This is a genomic window from Rickettsiella endosymbiont of Dermanyssus gallinae (assembly GCF_019285595.1).
Classification (GTDB): Bacteria; Pseudomonadota; Gammaproteobacteria; order Diplorickettsiales; family Diplorickettsiaceae; genus Rickettsiella_B.
Genome location: NZ_CP079094.1, coordinates 788,845 through 809,702, shown reverse-complemented (window position 1 = coordinate 809,702; position 20,858 = coordinate 788,845). Strand labels below are relative to the sequence as shown.

Here is a 20,858-nt window from a genome sequence, read left to right as displayed (position 1 = left end):
TTAGCTTTCTACTCCTTGTAAATGTGTATAGGTTTCTTCTATTCCATATTCCTGATAATAATTAATGGTCTGCATAATGCCTTGTGATAGCGGCGTGGTCACTTTCCAGTTTAATTCGTTTACGGTACGGCTGGGATCGAGCAGAATAGTAGGTGCATCATCTGGATTTCTTGGACGCACTTCGACCGGTTGATCCAGCTGTAGCGATAAAGCCTCTAGCGTTGCATCAAATAATTCTTTAATTGAATAATCACCACCTGAAGAAATATGGTAAATACCTTGTGCATCACCATCAATAGCCTTGATAACACAAGCAATAAGATCATCGATGTAAATAAAGTCTCGTCGGGTATCCATCACAAAACAGGGTTTTTTAGCGAGCAAGCGTTGATAAAACGTAGGTAGCGGTCCAGAAATATTGCGTGGTCCGTACGCATTCGCTAAGCGGAATGAAATAGTATTTAAACCCGATAACTGAATAAATTGTTCTGCGCTGGTTTTGCTAATCGCATAGCTACTATTCGCGGGGTCAAGTGGATGATCCAGTGCAATAGGTTGCTGTTTAGGATTTAACCCATAACATAACGCGGTTTGAAAATAAATAAGGCGTGTACAATGATTTTTTTTAGCCGCTTGTATAACATTGACCGTACCTAATACGTTGGTTTTGGTATCCTCTTCCCAATTATCAGGATTTTTATACGAAGCCGCCGCATGCACAATAAGCTCAGGCTTAAAATCACCGACTAGTTCGTGTACCAGCGCTCCCTCGGCAATACTTCCTTCAATAACCTTCAAACGCGGATGACTTTTAAGGTTATCGCGGCGACCTGTTTCATAGTTATCTATAACAAGCACCTCATCACCACGTTTTAATAATTGGTCAGCTAAATGTGAGCCAATAAATCCTGAACCACCTGTAATAAAAATTTTCATTCGGAGACCTCACTAAAATAAATCAAGTCGTACATATTGCCGCATTAAACTTTTCAATAGCCGAAGAAATTTGGCAAATTTCTTCTTTTTCTAAATAAGGATGCATCGGTAAACTCAATACATTATTAACCGCATATTCTGTGTGTTGCATACTACCCGCTATTCGGCAATGATCTTCAAAGGCAGGTTGTCGATATAAAGGCGTGGGATAATGTACTGTAGTAGGAATCCCATGTTGCTGTAGATGTTTCTTTAAATCATCACGCCGAGCTACCGCTAAGGTATATTGTGCATACACGGAAGTATTGTTGGCATGTATTGTTGGGGCTTTTATTTTGCTACCTAATAATTCGGTATAATAATTTGCAACTTCATTCCGTAAAATAATTTCTTCTGGGAAAATAATTAATTTTTCCAGCAGTATTGCCGCTTGTAATGTATCTAAACGACTATTCATGCCTAATAAAGCATGATGGTAACGCTCAGTTTGACCATGTGCGCGAATTTGGCGCATTTTTTTAGCCAATTCAGCATCGTTGGTAAAACAAGCACCGCCATCCCCATAACACCCTAAAGGTTTTGATGGAAAAAAACTAGTACACGCTAAATCAGATAAGCCACAAGAACGACGTCCTTTATACGTAGCACCGAAACTTTGTGCCGCATCTTCAATAACAGGAATATTTTTTTCTGCCGCTATAGCATTAATTTCTGTGAAATCAGCGCATTGGCCATATAAACTCACCGGTAAAATAGCTTTGGTTTTTGTCGTTATTGCCTCAGCTATTTTAGTAGGATCAATAAGATAGGTATTCGGATCAATATCAACAAACACCGGTACCGCACCGAGTAAACGAATCGCTTCTGCCGTGGCGACAAAAGTAAAAGGCGTTGTAATAACTTCATCCCCACTTTGTATATTGCACGCCATCAAAGCAATCTGTAATGCATCCGTTCCATTACCAACGGTAATACAATGTTCGACACCCGCAAATAAAGCCAGTTGTTTTTCTAATTCATCGACTTCGGGACCTAAAATAAACTGCCCTTCATCAATGACTTGTTGTAGTCGCTTATCTAATGTTTGTTTAATCTTTTGGTATTGCTTATTTAAATCTAAAAATAGCATCTTTATCTCTCAGCTAGACACATTGTCTTTTTCTAAACGAAACAACTTCCCATCAATTAGTTGGTAACGCTGCTCGGTTTGTTTACATGTCGTCATCGCGTGACCTTGCAGTGGTAAATCCAAGCGTTCACCCTGCTCATTCATCCAGCCTATCTGGCGTGCCGGTACACCTGCGACGAGTGCATAATCAAGTACAGAACGATTGACAACAGCGCCTGCTGCAACAAAGGCATAAGCTCCAATTTCAATACCGCAGACAATCGTACAGTTAGCCCCTAGCGTAGCACCTTTTTTTACCCAGGTTTTTTTATATTCATGCTTACGATTGATGAATGCGCGTGGATTATAGACATTAGTAAAAACCACACTGGGCCCACAGAAAACTCCGTCTTCTAAAATAACGCTATCATAAACGGAAACATTATTTTGAATTTTAACGTTATTGCCAATAATGACATCATTCCCAATAAATACATTTTGGCCTAAGGAACAATCACTTCCGATTCTGGCAGCTGCGGAAACATGGGTCCAATGCCAAATATGTGAATTCTGGCCAATCTGTGCACCTTCATCAACAATAGCCGTTTCATGTTTAAAATAATCCATTTTGTTACTCTACACTTTCTACTTTTTCATTGTCGGTTAAACATTCTGGCGATGCTTCTGCTAACGGTAAATTCACCGTGATTGCTTGATCAGCCGCTCGCTGAGCAGCGACTAAAATCTCTAATGTTTTTAAACCCTCTGTCACATCAGGTAAAGTATTGGTGTTGTTTTCTAATTCATCCACTAAGCTCGCATAATAATAATAATGTGTATTTTCTAAGAATTCAGCCGTTTTCTTATTGGTTTCAGCAACAATAGCGCTTTCATTTAATGACGGATCGGCAAATTCCCAATGCACAATTTCATTACTGGCTGGCCCCATCAATTTAACGCTACCCTTTTCACCTAAAACCGTCAGAGAAGTTTCTAAATTTCTTGCATAAGCCAATGTACTTAGATTAAAAGAGCCTAAAGTTCCTTGCTTCCAACGTATATTTAATACACAACTATCTTCAGTCTCTATTTTTCTCGCTTGCGTTGCATATATCGCTTGTACAGCCTGTATTGGACCAAATAACCAATGTAGCCAATCAACCGTATGACTTGCTTGATTCATTAATGCACCACCATCTAAGTGACGTGAACCACGCCAAGGTGCTGCATCATAGTAAGCTTGTGGCCTTGTCCAGAAAACATTAATATTGACTTGAAAGATTTTCCCAAAACGCTGCGCATCAATCGTTTGCTTCAATAACTGCAACGCAGGATTAACGCGGTGCTGATGAACGATACGTAATTTCACCTTAGCTTTATCCGCTGCTGCTCGCATAGCCAAGCCTTCGTGCCAGGTAAGCGCCATGGGCTTCTCTACTATCACCTGTCTAGCATTGTCTATGCAACGAATCGTTTGCTGCGCATGTAGTCCACTCGGTGTACAAAGTATAACGATATCTGCATCGCTTTTTTCAAGCATTTCTTCTAGGGAAATAAAACCAGTAACGCCTAAGGTTTTTACATAGTTTGACAGCGCTTCAGGCTGAGAATCAACGATGGCAACGAGTTGGAAATGATGTGGAAATTTTAAAATCGCATTAATATGTTTTTTTGCTACTGCGCCTAAACCAACGATAGCAAGTTTAACCAGCTTGTCCATAAAAACGTTATATAACCTTTAAAAATAAAAAACTATTTTTTAATCTAAATCGTATCTGGCACATACTAAACAGCCTCATTTAAGCTTTAATAATAGTATCTGCGGTAATATCATGATACTTACCACGTGTATCTACAATCAATTGTGCATTTTCACGAATCATATCGTAATCAAATTCAGTATGGCAGGTTGCTAATATAACGGCGTCATATTGTTTAATGGTTTCAACCGATAAATCTAGACTCGTCATGTCATAGACTTTGCCATGATAATCATTAAATTTAGGCACAAAAGGATCAGAATAATCCACTTTAGCACCCGCCTTAAAAAGTAAATCAATTAAATTAATCGATGGTGATTGACGAATATCATCGATATCCACCTTATAAGCGAGCCCTAGGAGCAAAATTTTACTATTTTGAATGGGCTTCCCATATTTATTTAAAGCTGATACTAAACGCCGAATAACCCATGCTGGCATGCTGCTATTGATCTGTCCTGCCAACTCTATAAATCGTGTATGAATACCAAATTCACGCGCTTTCCAGGTTAAATAAAAGGGATCGACCGGTATACAATGACCGCCAATACCTGGTCCTGGATAATAAGGGACGAAACCAAAAGGCTTTGTAGCTGCTGCATGAATAACTTCAAAAATATCAATATCCATTTCATAAGCGAGATGTTTTAACTCGTTCATTAAACCAATATTGACAGCACGATGAATATTTTCTAATAATTTTGTAATTTCAGCCGTACGTGTTGAGCTAACTTTAACGACACGCGAAACGACTTGTTCATAGAGGGCTTCGCCTACTGCCAAACAATGCGGTGTAATCCCACCACAAACTTTCGGAATAATTGCCGTATGAAAATCTTGGTTAGCCGGATCTTCGCGTTCTGGAGAAAAAACAAGGAAAAAATCTTCACCTAGTTTAAAACCACATTTTTCAATACGTGGCTGAAGCTCTTCTTCCGTTGTTCCAGGATAAGTCGTACTTTCCAATGAAACAATTTGACCTTGATGTAAATAAGGCAGTAATGCCTCTACACTGCCTAATACGCAGCTTAAATCAGGTTCTCGATATTTATTCAGGGGAGTTGGCAAACAAAGAATCAACGCATCGACTTTGCTCGCTTCTTCGTAATTCGAAGTAGCTTTAAAACCACGTTCACGCGCAACAATTAATTTATCGTTACTAATGTGACGAATATAACTTTCGCTTCGATTAAGTGATGCGACTCGCTCATCGTTAGTATCAAATCCTATCACCGAAAAACCAACCTCGGCAAAACGCAGCGCCAGTGGTAAACCCACATAACCCATACCAACAATACCAAGCGTAGCCTTACGTTCTTTTAACTTTCCAATCAATTCCGTCTTAAACATACATGTTTCTAATAACTATTAAAAGTTTAAGATAATATTTCGGCATAATAAGTATCACGTTTGAGAAACGTTGTAAAGATATTTTACAATCTTAGCAGCTGCATCTCCTTCTCCATAAAGCGTGCTTTCATCGCCGCTTTTTTGTATAGATTGTGCTACATAATCCGCAAGCAAATCAAAATTTTGGCTAGTACATAAAGTGTTCCATTTTGCATTTATTAATTCCGGCCATTCCGTTTCATCACGTACGGTAATGCAGGGAACTTGGTAGAAATAAGCTTCTTTTTGTACACCGCCCGAGTCGGTAATAATCAAGCTAGCATATTTTTCCAACTGACTCATTGCAAGATAACCAACCGGTTCGCTGATGATCAATGAAGGCGGCAGTGTGTTCAAAAGTCCTTGTTTTTCTAGGGCACCCCGCGTCCGTGGATGCAGCGGAAACACAAGCGTATATTTTTTTGCCAGTGTTAAAAGACTGTGCATTAGTCTTTTTAACTTTATTGGATCGTTTGTATTTTCTGCGCGATGAATGGTCACCAGTAAATAAGCTTTTTTTTCTAGGTTTAATGAAGTAAAAATAGTATTTTTTTCATCGCTCGTTTGCCCGTAGTATAGCGCCGCATCCAACATCACATCGCCGACTAAAAATAACTTATCCTCACTAATCCCTTCTTTTTTTGCATTCTCTACTGCCGTTTTTGTGGGACAAAACAATAAGCTGGATAAATGATCGGTTATGACTCGATTAATTTCTTCAGGCATTTTCCGATTAAAGGAACGAAGTCCTGATTCTATATGTGCAATAGGAATATGTAATTTTGCAGCTGCCAATGCGGCTGCCAAGGTAGAATTCGTATCACCATAGACTAATAAATAATCCGCCTGCTCTTGTATAAGAATTTTTTCAAGTTTATGTAACATAAATGCCGTTTGTTCGCCGTGTGGCTTCGAGCCAACATTCAGAAAAAAATCGGGTTTTTCCATGTTTAAATCTTGCAGAAAAATATCCGACATATTGTGATCATAATGCTGGCCGGTGTGTACTAAACATTCTTTATATCCCGGGTATTTTCTTAACTCCCGGCTAATCATTGCGGCTTTAATAAACTGAGGACGCGCACCGATCACTGAAATAATTTTTTTCACTTTCTTTATCCTTTATTAAATTTATAAAAATAATTAATGACGCTTCATCTTATCAATTGCTTAAAATTTTTTCATACAGCGCTCGTGTCCGGTCAATCATTAACTGATTGGTAAAGTTTTCTTTAGCATAGGCATAAGCCGCTTCTCCAAGCGTTTGACATAAGCACGGTTCATGGTAAAAACGCTCGATGGCTTTTGCCAATAAAGCAGGCGATCGAGGCGGTACTACTAAACCCGTTAGACCATCCTGATTAACTCTATGAGTATAATTTGCTAAATCACAACTAATAACCGGTTTAGCGCAAGCCATTGCTTCTAATTGTACAATCCCAAATGCCTCATTTTTCTCAATAGAAGGCAAGCAAAATACATCGCAAGCATGATAATAAGCGGGTAAATCCTCTTTTTTCACTTCACCCAGAAAAAAAACTTGTTTTTCCAATTTCAATTTTTTAGCTTGCTCTTTAAGCACTTGGGTCAATGGACCCTCACCGCCTAATAATAAAATAAGGTTAGGCGATAGTTGCGCCATCGCTGCAATCAAATAATAAAATCCTTTGTAGCTTACATGGCGACCCAAAGCAAACACAATAAAACGGTTAAGAAATTTTTGACGAATAATATTAATTTTTTCTTTATATTTATAAGCAATAAAATAATCCAGCGTTATTCCATAAGGTATGACTTGTATAATATTTCGTCGTCTTGCTACTGCAAGCTGTCGTGAACTTTCAGCTAAATAAGCCGTAGAAACAATTAGTGCACTGGCTTTATTTAATAAACGGTTAATCCAAGGTTGATAAACCCGCAATAAATGCTTTTGATGAATAACATCACTATGCCAACTGACTATTCGCTTCACAGAATCAGGTAAAACCTCTGAAGCAAAATGTGCCATAGGGTTTGGTAAATGCAAATGTACAATAGAAAATTGATAACGTTGTTGAAGCTTTTTTATAAGGTAAGGCATCGTCGGACAAAATGGTGTGCGCGCTAATAGACCCACTAATGGAACACTCACTTCTAAGTAATTCAATTGTTCTATGATTTCCGTTCTAAAGCTATTATTAGCTGCCATCTTTAACAATTGAAAAAAAGGACTCAATCCTTGTAATAAATTATCAACAGCGGTTTCTATACCTCCCATATGCCAATGAGAAAATTTTCCTAGATGTAAAATACGCTCCATGAAGTTTAACCATCCTATATATAGATAACTTTATACTATTGATATAAAAAAAACTCTGTGTTTCAATAATCGTTCACACACCAAAGAAAATAATATCAGGAAGCGAAGTAAGGATAAAAGAAGCTACTATACTCACAGCAATTGGATTTTTGGCAAGGCACCGCAAAAACGAAGCAACCGGCGTGTATATAACATACATGCGAATTGCGAGTTAAGCAGCAACGCAGCCAACGCTTCAAGTACGAAGAGTATAAATTCAAGGATGAAGTCAATGCTAGTCCCTGTGATACTATCTGGCGGAAATGGTTCCCGACTATGGCCTATTTCTCGCGAAGCATACCCTAAACCGTTCATTCGATTCAACGACTCACTTTCATTACTACAGACAACCTATCAACGCGCACTGAGTATTCCTAATGTAAAACAAATGGTTACTGTCACTCACGCAGAGCATTATTACCAAAGTAAAATGGAGCTTAAGAATCTACCTCTAGCCTCTCAAAAAGTACACTGCCATTTTTTACTTGAACCTATTTCACGTAATACAGCGCCAGCCATCATTTTAAGCGCTCTATTTGTACAAGAATTAGTTGGTCTTGATGCTACTTTACTTATCTTACCCACCGATCAAACCGTCACGAACCAACACGAGTTTAATTATTGCGTAGAACAAGCGGTTCATTTAGCCCAACAAAATCTATTGGTTACTTTTGGCATCATTCCAAACCAATCAGAAACGGGCTATGGTTATATTCAATATTCTACTTTACATCCAGGTTATAAGGCCTATCACGTAAAAAACTTTCATGAGAAACCATCGCAGGAAGAAGCAAATTTTTTTATTAAACAAGGTAATTATTTATGGAATTCGGGAATCTTTTGCTTCTCTGTCAGTACCTTCATTAAAACCATCGAAAAATATAACCCTGAACTCTATCTTCAAATATGTCACTGTTGGGAATTAACTAAGAAAAGTATTTTCTTTAAGAAAAAATCGATTGATAAACTCTATTTAGACAAAGATAGTTTTTATCAATTAGATAACATATCAATTGATTACGCCCTCATGGAAAAAGCAAAAAATATAGTGGTCATGCCTACTGATTTTGGCTGGTCTGATATCGGATCATGGGATTCATTCAGCAAACTATTAAAATCGGATGAAGGTGGTAATCGTACGATAGGCCACGCCATTTTACAGCAGTGCCAAGACACGACTATTTATAATCAAAACCCCTCAAAGCGGCGGGTTATTGCAGCCGTAGGTCTAAAAAATTTAATTATTGTTGATACTTTTGATGGCCTACTGATCGCAAAGAAAGATCAAGTGCAAAATGTTAAAGATATTGTTAAAGAATTAAAAGAAATTAAGCATGAATCCTACCAGACACATCAAACGGTAGAGCGGCCCTGGGGGCATTATACGGTGCTTGCTCATGAAAAAAATTATAAACTCAAGCGGATTATCATTAATCCTGGCAGTAGCTTGTCTTTACAAATACATCGTCAACGCAGCGAGCATTGGATAGTTATACAAGGCGTAGCTACCGTACAAAATAATCAATCCCACTTTACTTTAAAAGAACAAGAATCTACTTTTATCCCTGTAGGGAATAAGCATAGGCTCAGTAATGAAACATCAACCACGCTTATTATCATCGAATTACAATTAGGATCCTACTTAGGTGAAGATGACATCATTCGCTTAAAAGATAACTATGATCGTAACGATCCTATAATTGAAGAAGAAGTTAGTCTACTTGAATAACTGCGCCTTAAGTATAAACCTTAGTTTCTATCGTTTGAGGTGTATTTTTCCAAAGCTTCCAGGGTGCTTTATCTGAAGCCCAAAGTTCCTCTAAAGCATTTTTATCCCGTAAAGTATCCATAGGGTGCCAAAAGCCTGGATGAAAAAAAGCAGATAATTCACCCTCTATTGCTAAAGTTTCAAGTGGCTGCTTCTCCCATACGGTATCGTCATTCTCAATATATCGAAATACTTTAGGCGACAATACAAAAAAACCACCGTTTACCCAAACACCATCTTCCTGTGGTTTTTCTTTAAACGCAGTGACTTTTTTACCCACAATATTCAACACACCAAACCGACCTAAGGTTTGTACTGCTGTTATAGTCGCTAGCGTATTTTGTTGCTTGTGATAATGGATGAGTGCTTGAATATCAATATCTCCAAGACCATCTCCGTAGGTAAAACAAAAGTCTTCATCAAGTAGGTAAGGAAGTGCTCTTTTTAAGCGTCCTCCCGTCATCGTGTGCTCGCCTGTTTCAACTAAGGTTATTCGCCATGGCTCAGCATTATTTTGGTGTACTATCATCCGATTTTGAATCAGATCAAACGTGACGTCTGAAGTATGTAAATAATAGTTAGAAAAATACTCTTTAATAAGATAACCTTTATAACCTAAGCAAATAATAAAATCATTGATACCTTGCGCTGAAAATATCTTCATAATATGCCAGATGATAGGTTTACCACCTATCTCGATCATGGGCTTAGGTCGCAAACTAGTTTCTTCGCTAATTCGCGTGCCTAAACCGCCGGCTAAGATAACAGCCTTCATAAGTCTCCTGCCTACTATTTCAATAGAATAAGTTCTTAGAAAAATAAAAAACCTGTGCGCTCGATCATCACGAATCATTCAACCCAGATTGATTAACGGCGATCCTACAATGATTATCTATCGAGTACAAGAATATCCCTGCATAACTAAACTTTATCGAAAAAAAATTATCCCCATTAAAAAATTTAATTTTAACTAAAAGAATTTAAAACATTTTTATAAACACTCACTGTATTTTCTAGACATAATTTCCAAGAAAATTGGCTAGCTTGGGTAAATCCTTGTTGCTTAAGCTTTGCACGCAAATAATTATCACCTAATAATTGCTGTAATTGACCCTTTATTGTGTACACGTCAAAGGGATCCACCAACAATCCAGCTGAACTCACTACTTCTTGCAGAGATGAAACATTCGAGGCCAACGTAGGAATACCGCTGGCCATCGCTTCTAATATAGGCAATCCAAACCCTTCATAAAGTGATAGATAGGCGAATGCATAAGCACCTGAATATAAAAAAGGCAAATCTGCACTGGGAACATAACCTAAAAAAATGAGCTGTTCTTTTGCATGTAGTTGGTTAATTAATGCAATTGAGCTAAATCTTCCCCACCCTTTTACCCCCACTAAAACTAATGGATGTTTTTTGCGCTGTTGTTCCGGCAGAGTACTAAAAGCCTGTATTAAACGTTCTAAATTTTTTCTTGGCTCTAGCGTTCCAACACTGAGCAAATAAGATTTATCTAATAAACCATAGCGCCGTATCACCGTATTGATATCGCTTGACTGCCTCGGCCTAAAAACATCCGATACACCATGATAAATAGCACTTATTTTTTCTGGTGGTATTTTAAAGTAATCAATAATCTGGCGGCGTATAAAACAAGAGCCCGTAATAATATGATGCGCATTTTTTAAGCTTCTACCCAAATAACGTAATAAAAACTTTACTCGTTCTACTGGATGATATTCTGGATAATATAAATGTGATAAATCATGCACGCTACAAATTTTAAGTCCGGAATAAGGCCTTAAAATATAACAAGGCTCATGGTATATAAAATTTTCTTGCGCTAAGCGACGTGTTTTTTTATTAAAAATATAATTTCGGTAATAGTTTAGACCGTTGTAACTACCCACCCAAGATCGGATCACCTTTTTTATTTTTGCTTGAAAATATTTGTTTTTTTTAGAGTAATCATGCTTATCTGATAATACGGGTAGACAGGCCAGCTGACTAATAGCTGAATGTGCTTGCAATCCCTTCTTCAAATAATGGGTATACCAACCAATACCGGTCACAGGGTATTTTAAAGTATAGGTGCTTAACAATACGTTCATCAACTACTTAAGCGCTGTTAATTGTAGAATTAACCCAACATATCTGTAAAAGTAATAAATAGCCACTCCATATGGAATTACGATTCAAGCTTTGCTACTATCCTTCCTTATCAAAGGAATGCATATGACAATCAAAGCGTTAATTACGGGAATCACCGGTCAGGATGGCGCCTATCTTGCTCAATTTTTACTCCAAAAAAACTATGAGGTTTACGGTTTAGTCGCACGACGAACCAGCGATAATCTCTGGCGCTTACGTGAACTCAATATTGAAACGGCTGTTCACTTAATTAATGGTGATATGATGGATCCCGCTTCTCTCATCCGAGCCATGGAATTATCAGAAGCCGATGAAGTCTATAACCTTGCTGCACAAAGCTTTGTAGGAACCTCTTGGGAACAACCGAGTTTAACTGGACAAGTGACGGCACTCGGCGTGACTAACCTCTTAGAAGCGATACGCTTAACCCATCCAAAAGCAAAATTTTACCAAGCGTCCAGCAGTGAAATGTTTGGCTTAATCCAAGCCGAAAAACAAAATGAAAAAACGCCTTTTCATCCACGAAGCCCTTATGGTGTTGCCAAAGTTTATGGACATTGGATTAGCGTTAATTACCGCGAGAGCTTTGGCATGCACGCTTCTAGTGGCATTTTATTTAATCATGAGTCGCCATTACGTGGCTTAGAATTTGTTAGCCGTAAAATAACGCATGCAGTGGCTAATATAAAATATGGCACATTAAATAAACTCTATTTAGGCAATCTTGATGCTAAACGCGATTGGGGCTTTGCTCAAGATTATGTTGAAGCCATGTGGTTAATGCTACAGCAAGAACAGCCTGACGATTATGTCATCGCAACCGGTTGCAGTACCACTGTAAGAGAATTATGTGAGCTTGCTTTCCAAGAAGTTGATTTAGATTATCGGGATTACGTTGTAATTGATCCTAAATTATTTAGACCCGCTGAAGTCGATATCCTACTAGGCGATCCAGAAAAAGCTAAAAATAAATTTGGCTGGCAAGCAAAAACAAACTTGAAATCATTAGCAAAAATAATGGTACAAGCCGATGTCAAGCGAATACAAACTAAAAGCAATCAAGTTTGCTTTTCTTAATAATCTAAAACCTAAACTTATATTCACAGCAATAGGATTTCCAGCAAGGCGCCGCGAAAACGAAGCCACCGGAATGTATACATAATACATGAGGATGGCGAGTTAAGCGGGAACGCAGCAGAAAATTCTAGCGCGAAGAGTATTAATTGTTTTTACTCATATGTACTTCTTGTACATATCCGCCACAGGAGATATTCCGAAATAAAGGGATAGATTCTACCCAAGGTTCTAAAAATTTAAGTATTTTGGCTAAAAAATCAGGGCAAAACATAGGCACTAAGCAAACATATGCCGATTTATTGATAATCGCACCCTGCTTAACAAAAAATTTATCGAGCTTTTTAGGAAAAAAAGATTTTTCCTCATGTCGAATATGATAAGAAGAAAATTTTTCAAGTATTTTTAAAACAGGATTATAACCATTTGGCTCTAAAATAATAAGTCTATCTGCTATTTGACAGACTCTTTCAATCGCCTTCTCCGGGTGATACAAGTGATGCAAAACACCTCGGAGAATAGCGATATCATAGCGTTGATGCAAAGGAAGATCATAGATATCCATAACCTGAAACTCAACGTGACTAAATTGAGCAGTACTTTTCTTTGCCAGCTCTATAGCAGCTTCACCTGGATCGATCCCTATAATAGATTTTGGCTGTAAATCGATGATCTCTTTAACAAAGGCACCATCCCCACATCCAATATCAATAATTTTTTTATCTTTGATACTGCCTAATAATTGATGAATTGCTTGGTTATTTCGATTAACCGACAATTTACAGGATAATTTATTCGTGTTGGTATAGAGATACCCGTTATTAGAAATAATATCCTCGTTAAAAGCAGATATATTTCTTTCGCGCATAATAAAGATCTCCCTAACTTTCAATAAAACGCATCACTATTGTGTTATTTTACCAAACGACTCTAGCATAGTCTATCGAATAGATATCAGCTTATTGGCTTTATAGCGGTGCAACAACGATCTCTGTCATAATACCTCTATTAAGTAGCATTCTGATTAGAAGTTTGTTACTTTATTCAATGGATTGATAAGTTGAAATCTTAACTATATGTAAGTTAATTATGGCCATGGAAAGACCGACTAAACATCAACATGTCATTAATGGCGTTAAATGGCTAATATGCATAAACAACGCGATTAAACACTATTTAACTAAACTCATTAAATTTTGTTTACTGGGTATTAAAAAAATAATAAGCTTTTTTAAAGTTATTATTTACATACTAAAATATATACTGCGACTAAATTTATTTTACGCTTATATTTTATTAAAAAAAAGAATACCTGCTAAAATTAAATTAAATATAAAGTATAAATTCTATCGCTATCCAACACTGATAAAATGGTCGCAGCATCTACGGCATTGGCTCAAACTAAATCAGAGTTCCAACGAAGAGTTACTTCCCGATAAAATTATTTTATTTTTATTGGACGCACTCATTATAAAGAGTTTAATTTTTTTTAAAAAAGAAAAATTTAGACTTGCCATTCTACAGAAATTACTTATAAATTTGAAAGTAAAACAACAACTTCAAACTTTAATCTATAATGATGGTAAAAGCGTACAAAAAAAACCGTTAGCTTATTCATCTTTTTCTATAGAAACCCTTAATACCCTCTCTAAGACGGCACAATATATCTATATGGATATACAAAGAGCCATTCTTAATCATGAAAAATAGTCATAAAACACATTATGAAAATTGTTATAGATTTACAGGCGGCACAAAGCGTCAGTCGTTTCCACGGTATTGGTCGATACAGTCTTGCGCTTACAAAAATGATAGCGCAGCAAGCGGGAAATCATGAGATATGGCTAGCTTTAAATAGTTCATTTCCTGAAACCATTGATGCGTTACGCGTTGAATTTAAAGAACTAATACCACCTGAGCGAATAAAAATATTTGAAACCCTGCGTATTATTGGTGAATATGATCCAAGCCAGGCGGCCAAAATAAAAATTTCCAAGAAATTACGTGAAAATTTCTTAATTAATTTATCACCTGACATCATCCATATCAGTAGTTTATTTGAAGGTTGGATGGATAGCGCGATCACCTCTATAGATAATTTAAATAATCATGCCTTAACCAGCGTTACGTTATATGATCTCATACCGCTTATCAATTCAGAACGTTATTTATACGATGATAAAATTACTCGCTTCTATTTTAATAAACTACAAGAAGTAAAAAAAGCTAATTTATTATTAGCTATTTCTAGCTCAGCTCAACAAGAAGCTATTCATACCCTCTCAATTTCTCCAGATCGTGTCATTAATTGCTCGGCAGGTGTTGATGAGAAATTTAAAGTTTATACTGTTTCTAAACCGGATCGCCTCGAAGTAGAAAAAAGATATGGTATTAACCGGAAGTTTATTTTTTATGTAGGTGGCTTTGATCTGCGTAAAAACATTGAAAGCCTTCTTGAAGCCTATCGTCTTTTAACGAGTCCGTTGAAAAAAAATTATCAATTAGTTATTACGGGAAAACGGCTAGAACACACCGACTATGAAGCACAATTGAGAGCACGATTTAAACTCAGTCACAATGAGCTTATTATTACAGGCTATATACCGGACAACGAATTAATTATCTTATATAACTCGTGTAGTTTATTCGTATATCCTTCTTTACATGAAGGATTTGGCTTGCCTATATTAGAAGCGATGGCTTGTGGCGCTGCCGTCATTTGTTCCAACTCAAGCAGCTTGCTCGAACTCATAGGATGTACACAAGCATTATTTGATCCCACAAAACCAAGCTGTATTGCAAATAAAATAACGGCGGTCTTAACGAATAGCGCTTTGTATTACTTTCTAAAAGAACATAACCAAAAACAAGCAAAAAAATTCACCTGGGCTGCCACGGCCAAAAAAGTGCTCACTAGCTTCGAAAAATTACAGGAAGATAAAAAAAATCAGCACATTAAGTCGCATCACATCGCTTATTTAAATGCCAGCCATACTACAAAAAAAATGGCTTTTGTTTCTCCCCTCCCACCTCAAAAAACCGGTATTGCTAACTACAGCCTGCAACTATTACCAGAATTAGCACGTTTTTATGAGATTGTTATCATCCTAGAAAAAACCCAGATCGATAATAAATGGCTAAAGAGTAATTTTACGATACAAGATACGCATTGGTTTACTCAACATGCCCCTACTTTTGACGTTATTCTCTATCAATTTGGAAATTCGCCTGCACATCATTATATGTTTAAGCTACTAGCCGACTATCCGGGTATCGTCGTATTACATGACTTTTTTTTAAGCGGTTTAGTGCATTATGCGGATGTGATGATGCCGAGTGAAAAAGATTGTTTTTATCGAGCACTCTATGAATCACATGGTTTTTCTGCCTGTCATTATCAAGTAGAAAAAGGCAGAGAAGCCACACTGAGTCGCTACCCTTGCAACTTAGCCATACTAAAACGTGCTAGAGGCGTTATTGTACACTCACAACATGCTATTAATTTAGCATTTAAATGGTATAAATTTAAACAAGAGACACATATTCGTCAAATTCCACAAGTACGCTTAAAATTAACCGCTATCGATCGAGAAACGGCCAGAAAAAAACTTAAATTATCGAAAGATGACTTTATAGTCTGCTCCTTTGGATTTATTTCACCCCATAAATTAAGTCAGCGTATCGTTTCCAGCTGGTTAGATTCCTCTCTTGCCAAAAGTGCTAATACGCATTTAATTTTCGTGGGTGAAAACCATGTGGGTGATTATGGCGAGCAATTAACATCGCAAATTAATGCTTCTAAATTAAAAAAACAAATACAGATTACTGGTTTTATTGAGCTAGAATTATTTGAAAGTTATTTAGCTGCTGCGGATATGGCTATACAACTACGCGAAACATCTCAAGGCGAAACATCCGCCTGTATTATCAGTTGTTTATCCTATGGCATCCCAATGATTATCAATGCGCACGGCAGTGCTGATGAATTTCCAAACAACGTAGCTATAAAAATAAAAGAAAACTTTACCAATAATACCTTAAAAGAAGCGATGAATCGGCTTTATGAAAACACTCTACTGTGCGAGCAATTCTCTGAAAATGCACTCGAATATATTAATAAAAATCATCATCCGACAAAGATAGGTGAAAAATACCAAGAAGTCATTGAGTATTTTTTACGCTTTAATCCCATTTCTAGAGAAAAGCACCTTATTAACGACTTAGTAAAAAACAAGCTTTTTGAGCTGGAGGACGAAAATATCCAATCCACCGCATCAATCATTGCAGCTAATCGTCCGTCTATAGGCTTAACACAATTGTTGGTAGATATATCAATACTGGTACATTGTGATGAAAAAACAGGGATTCAGCGGGTTGTACGCGGTATTTTAGTTAATCTTCTAATCCACCCCCCGGAAGGCTTTCGCACAGAACCTATTTACGATAATGGTAAAGGGCAATATTTTTATGCCCGACGTTTTACGAGTCGTATTTTGCAATTCAGCGATACGATCCTGCAAGATAGTGCGGTAGAAACTTACCCAGGGGATATCTTTTTAGGTTTAGATTTTTGCCCAACGACTATTCCACATTCTAAAACGATACTCTCTCACTGGCGTAATAGAGGCATCAAACTTTATTTTATGCTCTATGATATTTTACCTATTTTAAGACCTAACTTTTTTCCGATACAAACAAAACCTACTTTCAGTACCTGGTTAAACACCATCAGTGAAATAGCTGACGGGGTTATATGTACGTCTAGACAAACAACCGATGAATTTTTGACATGGCTTTATAATGCTTTACCAAATAGGCTTGTCCCATTAAAAATAAGCTTTTTTTATCTTGGCGCCAACATAGCACCCACTATTCCATCGCTAAACCCTCATTTTGAAAGCAATCCATTCACTATAAAAACATCACTCAGCTTTTTACTGGTAGGAAGAATTGAACCTAGAAAAGGACATCTTCAAACACTCAATGCTTTTAATCAACTTTGGTCAAAAGGACAGGATGTATCTTTAATCATCGTTGGACGCCAAGGTTGGATGGTGGAAGAACTCATGGCAACCCTACTTCGGCATCCCGAATATGGAAAACGACTGATATGGTTAAATAATGCCTGCGACAAAACGCTAAGCGCGATCTATCAACAGGCTAGCGCCTTAATTCTTGCCTCAGAAGGAGAAGGTTTTGGTCTTCCTCTCATGGAATCCGCTCAATATAAATTGAGTATCATTGCAAGGGAACTACCTATTTTTAAAGAGTTAGCAAAAGATAATGCTTTTTATTTTAATGGTTTAACAGCCCATGATTTATCACGCGCTATAGAAGATTGGATCGTATTACGATCAAAAGGACAAGAGCCTAAAGCCCACTCTATCAAATGGTCTACCTGGCAAGAAAGCAGCCAAGCACTCATTGATATTTTATTAAATGAGCGCTGGACAGATTATTACACGCCCAATACCCGCAACACTTATGATCCTCATTTATTAGAAGAGACGATGACATGAAACGAAATATCTATATTGACGCTAAAAACTACCTGATTACAGGTGACACAGACTATTTAGGTACGCGAGGAGAACACTTTGAACCAGCAACAACGCATCTTTTTCAATGTTTTTGCGAGCAACACTTTCAGGTGTTAGATGTTGGAGCAAATATCGGCCTGACTACCATCGCATTAGCTAATATTTGCAATACAGGAAAAGTAGTCGCCATTGAACCTATACCGCGTGCTTTTCAATTTCTAGAAGAAAATATAACAAACGCGGCACTGAAAAATGTAAAAATAGTTAATTTTGCGGTTGGTGAAAACGATAGTCGCGTAATGATGCAAGGTAAAGATGACTTTTTAGCCGGCTCATTCATCGCTGAACGCTATCAAGCCGATAGCGAGCATTTTTCTATCACTATTCCCATGAAACCTTTAGATGAAATATTTGATTCTTCTGAAATAGAACGTGTAGATTTTATAAAGATGGACTTAGAAGGCTATGAGCTTTTTGCCCTGGCGGGAGCACGGAATATTCTGAAACAATTTAAACCGATGGTTTACCTTGAAATGAACCATTGGTGCCTCAATGTTTTCCACCGCATTAGTCTGCCCGAATTTCACGAACGACTGCTTGATTTTTTCCCCTATATCTTTTGTATTGATGGGGATTCTTACCTAGATTTCTCAGAATCGCGCAATTTTCACCATATTGCTCACGAACATTTGATCAAACTGAAATATTGCAACCTCATTGCTGGTTTCGATCGCGCTGAAATATTAAACCGGTTAACGCAACTAAAAAATCACCTTAGTCTTTTATAAGCGTTATACGCTTAACTTGTAAATTAGCATGTCCTAAAAACAAGGTGCGTATTTCAAAATTATTATTTGCTAAATCCAGGGGTACCCGTAAGCTAGCTTTCAGCTCTGTTAATTTTCCTTCGGTACCCATCAGTGGACCGCTCGAAAATATCATGCCTCGTTTAGCTAAAACACTATCCCACGTACCTACTTGCCTATTAACCAATGCATCGCTGGAATAAACAATAGCAAAAGAATAGTGTCCTGCCGGCAATGTAATATAGGGTCCAAACGTCAGATAGCCTACGGCATCTTTTTCTGTTGCTTGCCTACTATCAGAAATTTCACTCTTTAAAAATTGACTGGGCAAAAAAGCAGCTTGCCAAGTAAATTGATCCTGCTTTTTTTCAAAAAAAGGCACTTTTAAGGTGTCTTGAGGATAAATCAATATTTTTCTGTCTTCACAAACCACTACTTTTTTCGCCTGTCCATTAACGCCTTGGATAAACTTTTCATCCAATCGCAAAGCAGGCAATACGCTGGTGTTTACAATAGCAAAACTATAAGCAGGAACAAATTTCTTCAAATTGATCGCATTAGGAAATGCGACTAAATTTGAAGAAACGGGCACAAGGTCTAGGCTAGTTTTACTCAGCATTGAAATAAGATTAGCGTCCCAATATTGCGCTATTCCCTTATGGCCATAGCCACGTAAGGCCTGATCAATACAGGCAATAAAGCTTGGATAATAACTTAATTTAACTTTAAATCCCGGCTTGCTAAGCAACAGCTTTATGTTAAAAATAAGCAATAAGAAAAACACCGCGCCTAGCCATGCTAAGCCGTTATAAATAGCCTTTATGTTAACGAACAAACAATTTAAATAAAAAAACAGCAGCACTGGCAAAAAAAACACAGAAAACATATACCTATCTAACACATAGTTTTCTTTTGAGACTAAAAAGATAGATATAATCGCTAATAATGAACTAAAAATTATAAAATAACTTAAATACTGTTCTTTAGAGTGCAAGTCATCGCCATTCTTTTTATTAAAAATAACCCTGAATAACGATATAAAAGTCCCTGTATAAAATACAACCAATATACCCCATAAAAATCCATTAACATTCGTTTTAAATAGTTGTATCAACTGCAACCATTGCTTATGCAGGGAAGATAAAGAGATAGTATTAAGCGATGGATTATCCAGATAACTACTTAATACATCCGTAGGAACAATATGTTTTGTTAAAAGCGCCGCTATCACGGCGGCTATAAATGGAATACAGGCATAATAAAATGCAAATTTAAATTTAATACCTTTATTTACATAGAGGAAAAAATAAGCCACAAAAGCGGCACTGGAAAATTGTACTAAAAATAACAAATCTGACAAACTGCATAGAAAACTCAGCAAGATACCAATAAAAAACAAGCTTTTCCCTTTATAAGGGTCCGTATTATTGATTAGATTCAACTGTATACCAATAAAAAAAAGACCCATAATGAACTCTCCCATATGTGCAGCGGGAATCATCGCGAGTTCATAAGGGGAAATATTTCTACAGCTGAACAAATAAAAAATACTGACTGACGAAAGTGCATAAATAATTGCTTTATTTTTGGTGAAAAGCTGCAAGTATGTATATTTAACCGCCAGATATAGTAGAATTAATTGCAAACATAACACAGCAAGAAACTGAAAATAGACATCTTTAAAAACAAGAAATACCGGAAAAAAGATCAAAAAATCAGGAAAAAAATGTGGCGCTGGTGATAAACTCCAATCCTTATAATGGCCGTGTTGTAAAAATAGATTTTTAAACACAGAGGGAAACATCAGAGAGTCTGAATTGAAAAACAATCCAATAAACTCCTGATTTAAATAGACCAAGCTCGTAAAAACCAGAAGTAACGCTAGCCAAAACAACTCAATAAAAACAATCGTTTTTCCTTTATAGCGCATTCAAATAAATCCATTAATTTAAATTAACTTAATACACTTCGCACTTGAATTTTC

16 protein-coding genes are annotated in these 20,858 nt (G+C 37.0%); 5 read left to right on the top strand and 11 right to left on the bottom strand.

Annotated elements, in window-relative coordinates; translation table 11 throughout:
* The 7 genes from KX723_RS04065 to KX723_RS04035 form a co-directional block, all read right to left on the bottom strand.
* The gene (locus KX723_RS04065) at nucleotides 1–936 is read right to left on the bottom strand and encodes an NAD-dependent epimerase/dehydratase family protein (protein WP_218814788.1); all 936 of its coding nucleotides are present in this window, start codon (nucleotides 934–936) and stop codon (nucleotides 1–3) included.
* A gap of 22 nt (nucleotides 937–958) precedes the next feature.
* Entirely contained in the window at nucleotides 959–2,065 is a 1,107-nt protein-coding gene (locus tag KX723_RS04060; RefSeq protein WP_218814787.1) for a DegT/DnrJ/EryC1/StrS family aminotransferase, read from the bottom strand.
* Between the two features lie 9 nt (nucleotides 2,066–2,074).
* Complete coding sequence (locus KX723_RS04055) at nucleotides 2,075–2,671, bottom strand: acyltransferase (RefSeq protein ID WP_218814786.1); 597 nt, start codon at nucleotides 2,669–2,671, stop codon at nucleotides 2,075–2,077.
* A 4-nt stretch (nucleotides 2,672–2,675) separates the two neighbouring features.
* The gene (locus tag KX723_RS04050; RefSeq protein WP_218814785.1) at nucleotides 2,676–3,764 is read right to left on the bottom strand and encodes a Gfo/Idh/MocA family protein; all 1,089 of its coding nucleotides are present in this window, start codon (nucleotides 3,762–3,764) and stop codon (nucleotides 2,676–2,678) included.
* 79 nt (nucleotides 3,765–3,843) lie between these two features.
* Entirely contained in the window at nucleotides 3,844–5,154 is a 1,311-nt protein-coding gene (locus tag KX723_RS04045) for a nucleotide sugar dehydrogenase (RefSeq protein ID WP_218814784.1), read from the bottom strand.
* Nucleotides 5,155–5,208: 54 nt separating this feature from the next.
* A complete protein-coding gene (gene wecB, locus KX723_RS04040; RefSeq protein WP_218814783.1) occupies nucleotides 5,209–6,303 on the bottom strand; it encodes a non-hydrolyzing UDP-N-acetylglucosamine 2-epimerase in 1,095 nt (364 codons plus the stop codon).
* 52 nt (nucleotides 6,304–6,355) lie between these two features.
* Entirely contained in the window at nucleotides 6,356–7,492 is a 1,137-nt protein-coding gene (locus KX723_RS04035; RefSeq protein WP_218814782.1) for a glycosyltransferase, read from the bottom strand.
* Between the two features lie 271 nt (nucleotides 7,493–7,763).
* On the opposite strand from KX723_RS04035, the gene KX723_RS04030 reads away from it, so the two are divergent.
* Nucleotides 7,764–9,260, top strand: a complete 1,497-nt coding sequence (locus tag KX723_RS04030; RefSeq protein WP_218814781.1) for a mannose-1-phosphate guanylyltransferase/mannose-6-phosphate isomerase — start codon at nucleotides 7,764–7,766, stop codon at nucleotides 9,258–9,260.
* Between the two features lie 7 nt (nucleotides 9,261–9,267).
* On the opposite strand, the gene rfbF is transcribed toward KX723_RS04030, so the two are convergent.
* Entirely contained in the window at nucleotides 9,268–10,074 is an 807-nt protein-coding gene (gene rfbF, locus KX723_RS04025) for a glucose-1-phosphate cytidylyltransferase (RefSeq protein WP_218814780.1), read from the bottom strand.
* A gap of 191 nt (nucleotides 10,075–10,265) precedes the next feature.
* Nucleotides 10,266–11,405 carry a glycosyltransferase family 4 protein gene (locus KX723_RS04020; protein ID WP_218814779.1) on the bottom strand — a complete coding sequence of 380 codons (1,140 nt, stop codon included), beginning with the start codon at nucleotides 11,403–11,405 and terminating at the stop codon, nucleotides 10,266–10,268.
* 133 nt (nucleotides 11,406–11,538) lie between these two features.
* On the opposite strand from KX723_RS04020, the gene gmd reads away from it, so the two are divergent.
* The gene (gene gmd, locus KX723_RS04015) at nucleotides 11,539–12,531 is read left to right on the top strand and encodes a GDP-mannose 4,6-dehydratase (protein WP_218814778.1); all 993 of its coding nucleotides are present in this window, start codon (nucleotides 11,539–11,541) and stop codon (nucleotides 12,529–12,531) included.
* A gap of 142 nt (nucleotides 12,532–12,673) precedes the next feature.
* Here gmd and KX723_RS04010 read toward each other — a convergent pair whose 3' ends face one another.
* A complete protein-coding gene (locus KX723_RS04010) occupies nucleotides 12,674–13,396 on the bottom strand; it encodes a class I SAM-dependent methyltransferase (protein ID WP_218814777.1) in 723 nt (240 codons plus the stop codon).
* Between the two features lie 221 nt (nucleotides 13,397–13,617).
* Between KX723_RS04010 and KX723_RS04005 the strand changes: the two genes are divergently transcribed.
* From KX723_RS04005 to KX723_RS03995, 3 genes are read left to right on the top strand one after another with little or no spacing between them, the layout of a single operon-like run.
* On the top strand, nucleotides 13,618–14,238 hold the full coding sequence (locus tag KX723_RS04005) for a hypothetical protein (protein ID WP_218814776.1): 621 nt from the start codon (nucleotides 13,618–13,620) through the stop codon (nucleotides 14,236–14,238).
* 14 nt (nucleotides 14,239–14,252) lie between these two features.
* Complete coding sequence (locus KX723_RS04000) at nucleotides 14,253–18,047, top strand: glycosyltransferase (RefSeq protein WP_218814775.1); 3,795 nt, start codon at nucleotides 14,253–14,255, stop codon at nucleotides 18,045–18,047.
* The gene (locus tag KX723_RS03995; protein ID WP_218814774.1) at nucleotides 18,044–18,856 is read left to right on the top strand and encodes an FkbM family methyltransferase; all 813 of its coding nucleotides are present in this window, start codon (nucleotides 18,044–18,046) and stop codon (nucleotides 18,854–18,856) included. The genes KX723_RS04000 and KX723_RS03995 overlap by 4 nt, the downstream gene beginning before the upstream one ends.
* Here the strand turns inward: KX723_RS03995 and KX723_RS03990 are convergent.
* Nucleotides 18,843–20,804 carry a hypothetical protein gene (locus KX723_RS03990; RefSeq protein ID WP_218814773.1) on the bottom strand — a complete coding sequence of 654 codons (1,962 nt, stop codon included), beginning with the start codon at nucleotides 20,802–20,804 and terminating at the stop codon, nucleotides 18,843–18,845. The genes KX723_RS03995 and KX723_RS03990 overlap by 14 nt on opposite strands.
* Nucleotides 20,805–20,858: the final 54 nt, after the last annotated feature.

What these genes read in the sequence shown, in the direction of transcription:
- KX723_RS04065 (WP_218814788.1), bottom strand. Translation starts at nt 936, where the DNA reads ATGAAAATTTTTATTACAGGTGGTTCAGGATTTATTGGCTCACATTTA.
- KX723_RS04060 (WP_218814787.1), bottom strand. Translation starts at nt 2,065, where the DNA reads ATGCTATTTTTAGATTTAAATAAGCAATACCAAAAGATTAAACAAACA.
- KX723_RS04055 (WP_218814786.1), bottom strand. Translation starts at nt 2,671, where the DNA reads ATGGATTATTTTAAACATGAAACGGCTATTGTTGATGAAGGTGCACAG.
- KX723_RS04050 (WP_218814785.1), bottom strand. Translation starts at nt 3,764, where the DNA reads ATGGACAAGCTGGTTAAACTTGCTATCGTTGGTTTAGGCGCAGTAGCA.
- KX723_RS04045 (WP_218814784.1), bottom strand. Translation starts at nt 5,154, where the DNA reads ATGTTTAAGACGGAATTGATTGGAAAGTTAAAAGAACGTAAGGCTACG.
- KX723_RS04035 (WP_218814782.1), bottom strand. Translation starts at nt 7,492, where the DNA reads ATGGAGCGTATTTTACATCTAGGAAAATTTTCTCATTGGCATATGGGA.
- KX723_RS04030 (WP_218814781.1), top strand. Translation starts at nt 7,764, where the DNA reads ATGCTAGTCCCTGTGATACTATCTGGCGGAAATGGTTCCCGACTATGG.
- rfbF (WP_218814780.1), bottom strand. Translation starts at nt 10,074, where the DNA reads ATGAAGGCTGTTATCTTAGCCGGCGGTTTAGGCACGCGAATTAGCGAA.
- gmd (WP_218814778.1), top strand. Translation starts at nt 11,539, where the DNA reads ATGACAATCAAAGCGTTAATTACGGGAATCACCGGTCAGGATGGCGCC.
- KX723_RS04010 (WP_218814777.1), bottom strand. Translation starts at nt 13,396, where the DNA reads ATGCGCGAAAGAAATATATCTGCTTTTAACGAGGATATTATTTCTAAT.
- KX723_RS04005 (WP_218814776.1), top strand. Translation starts at nt 13,618, where the DNA reads ATGGCCATGGAAAGACCGACTAAACATCAACATGTCATTAATGGCGTT.
- KX723_RS04000 (WP_218814775.1), top strand. Translation starts at nt 14,253, where the DNA reads ATGAAAATTGTTATAGATTTACAGGCGGCACAAAGCGTCAGTCGTTTC.
- KX723_RS03995 (WP_218814774.1), top strand. Translation starts at nt 18,044, where the DNA reads ATGAAACGAAATATCTATATTGACGCTAAAAACTACCTGATTACAGGT.
- KX723_RS03990 (WP_218814773.1), bottom strand. Translation starts at nt 20,804, where the DNA reads ATGCGCTATAAAGGAAAAACGATTGTTTTTATTGAGTTGTTTTGGCTA.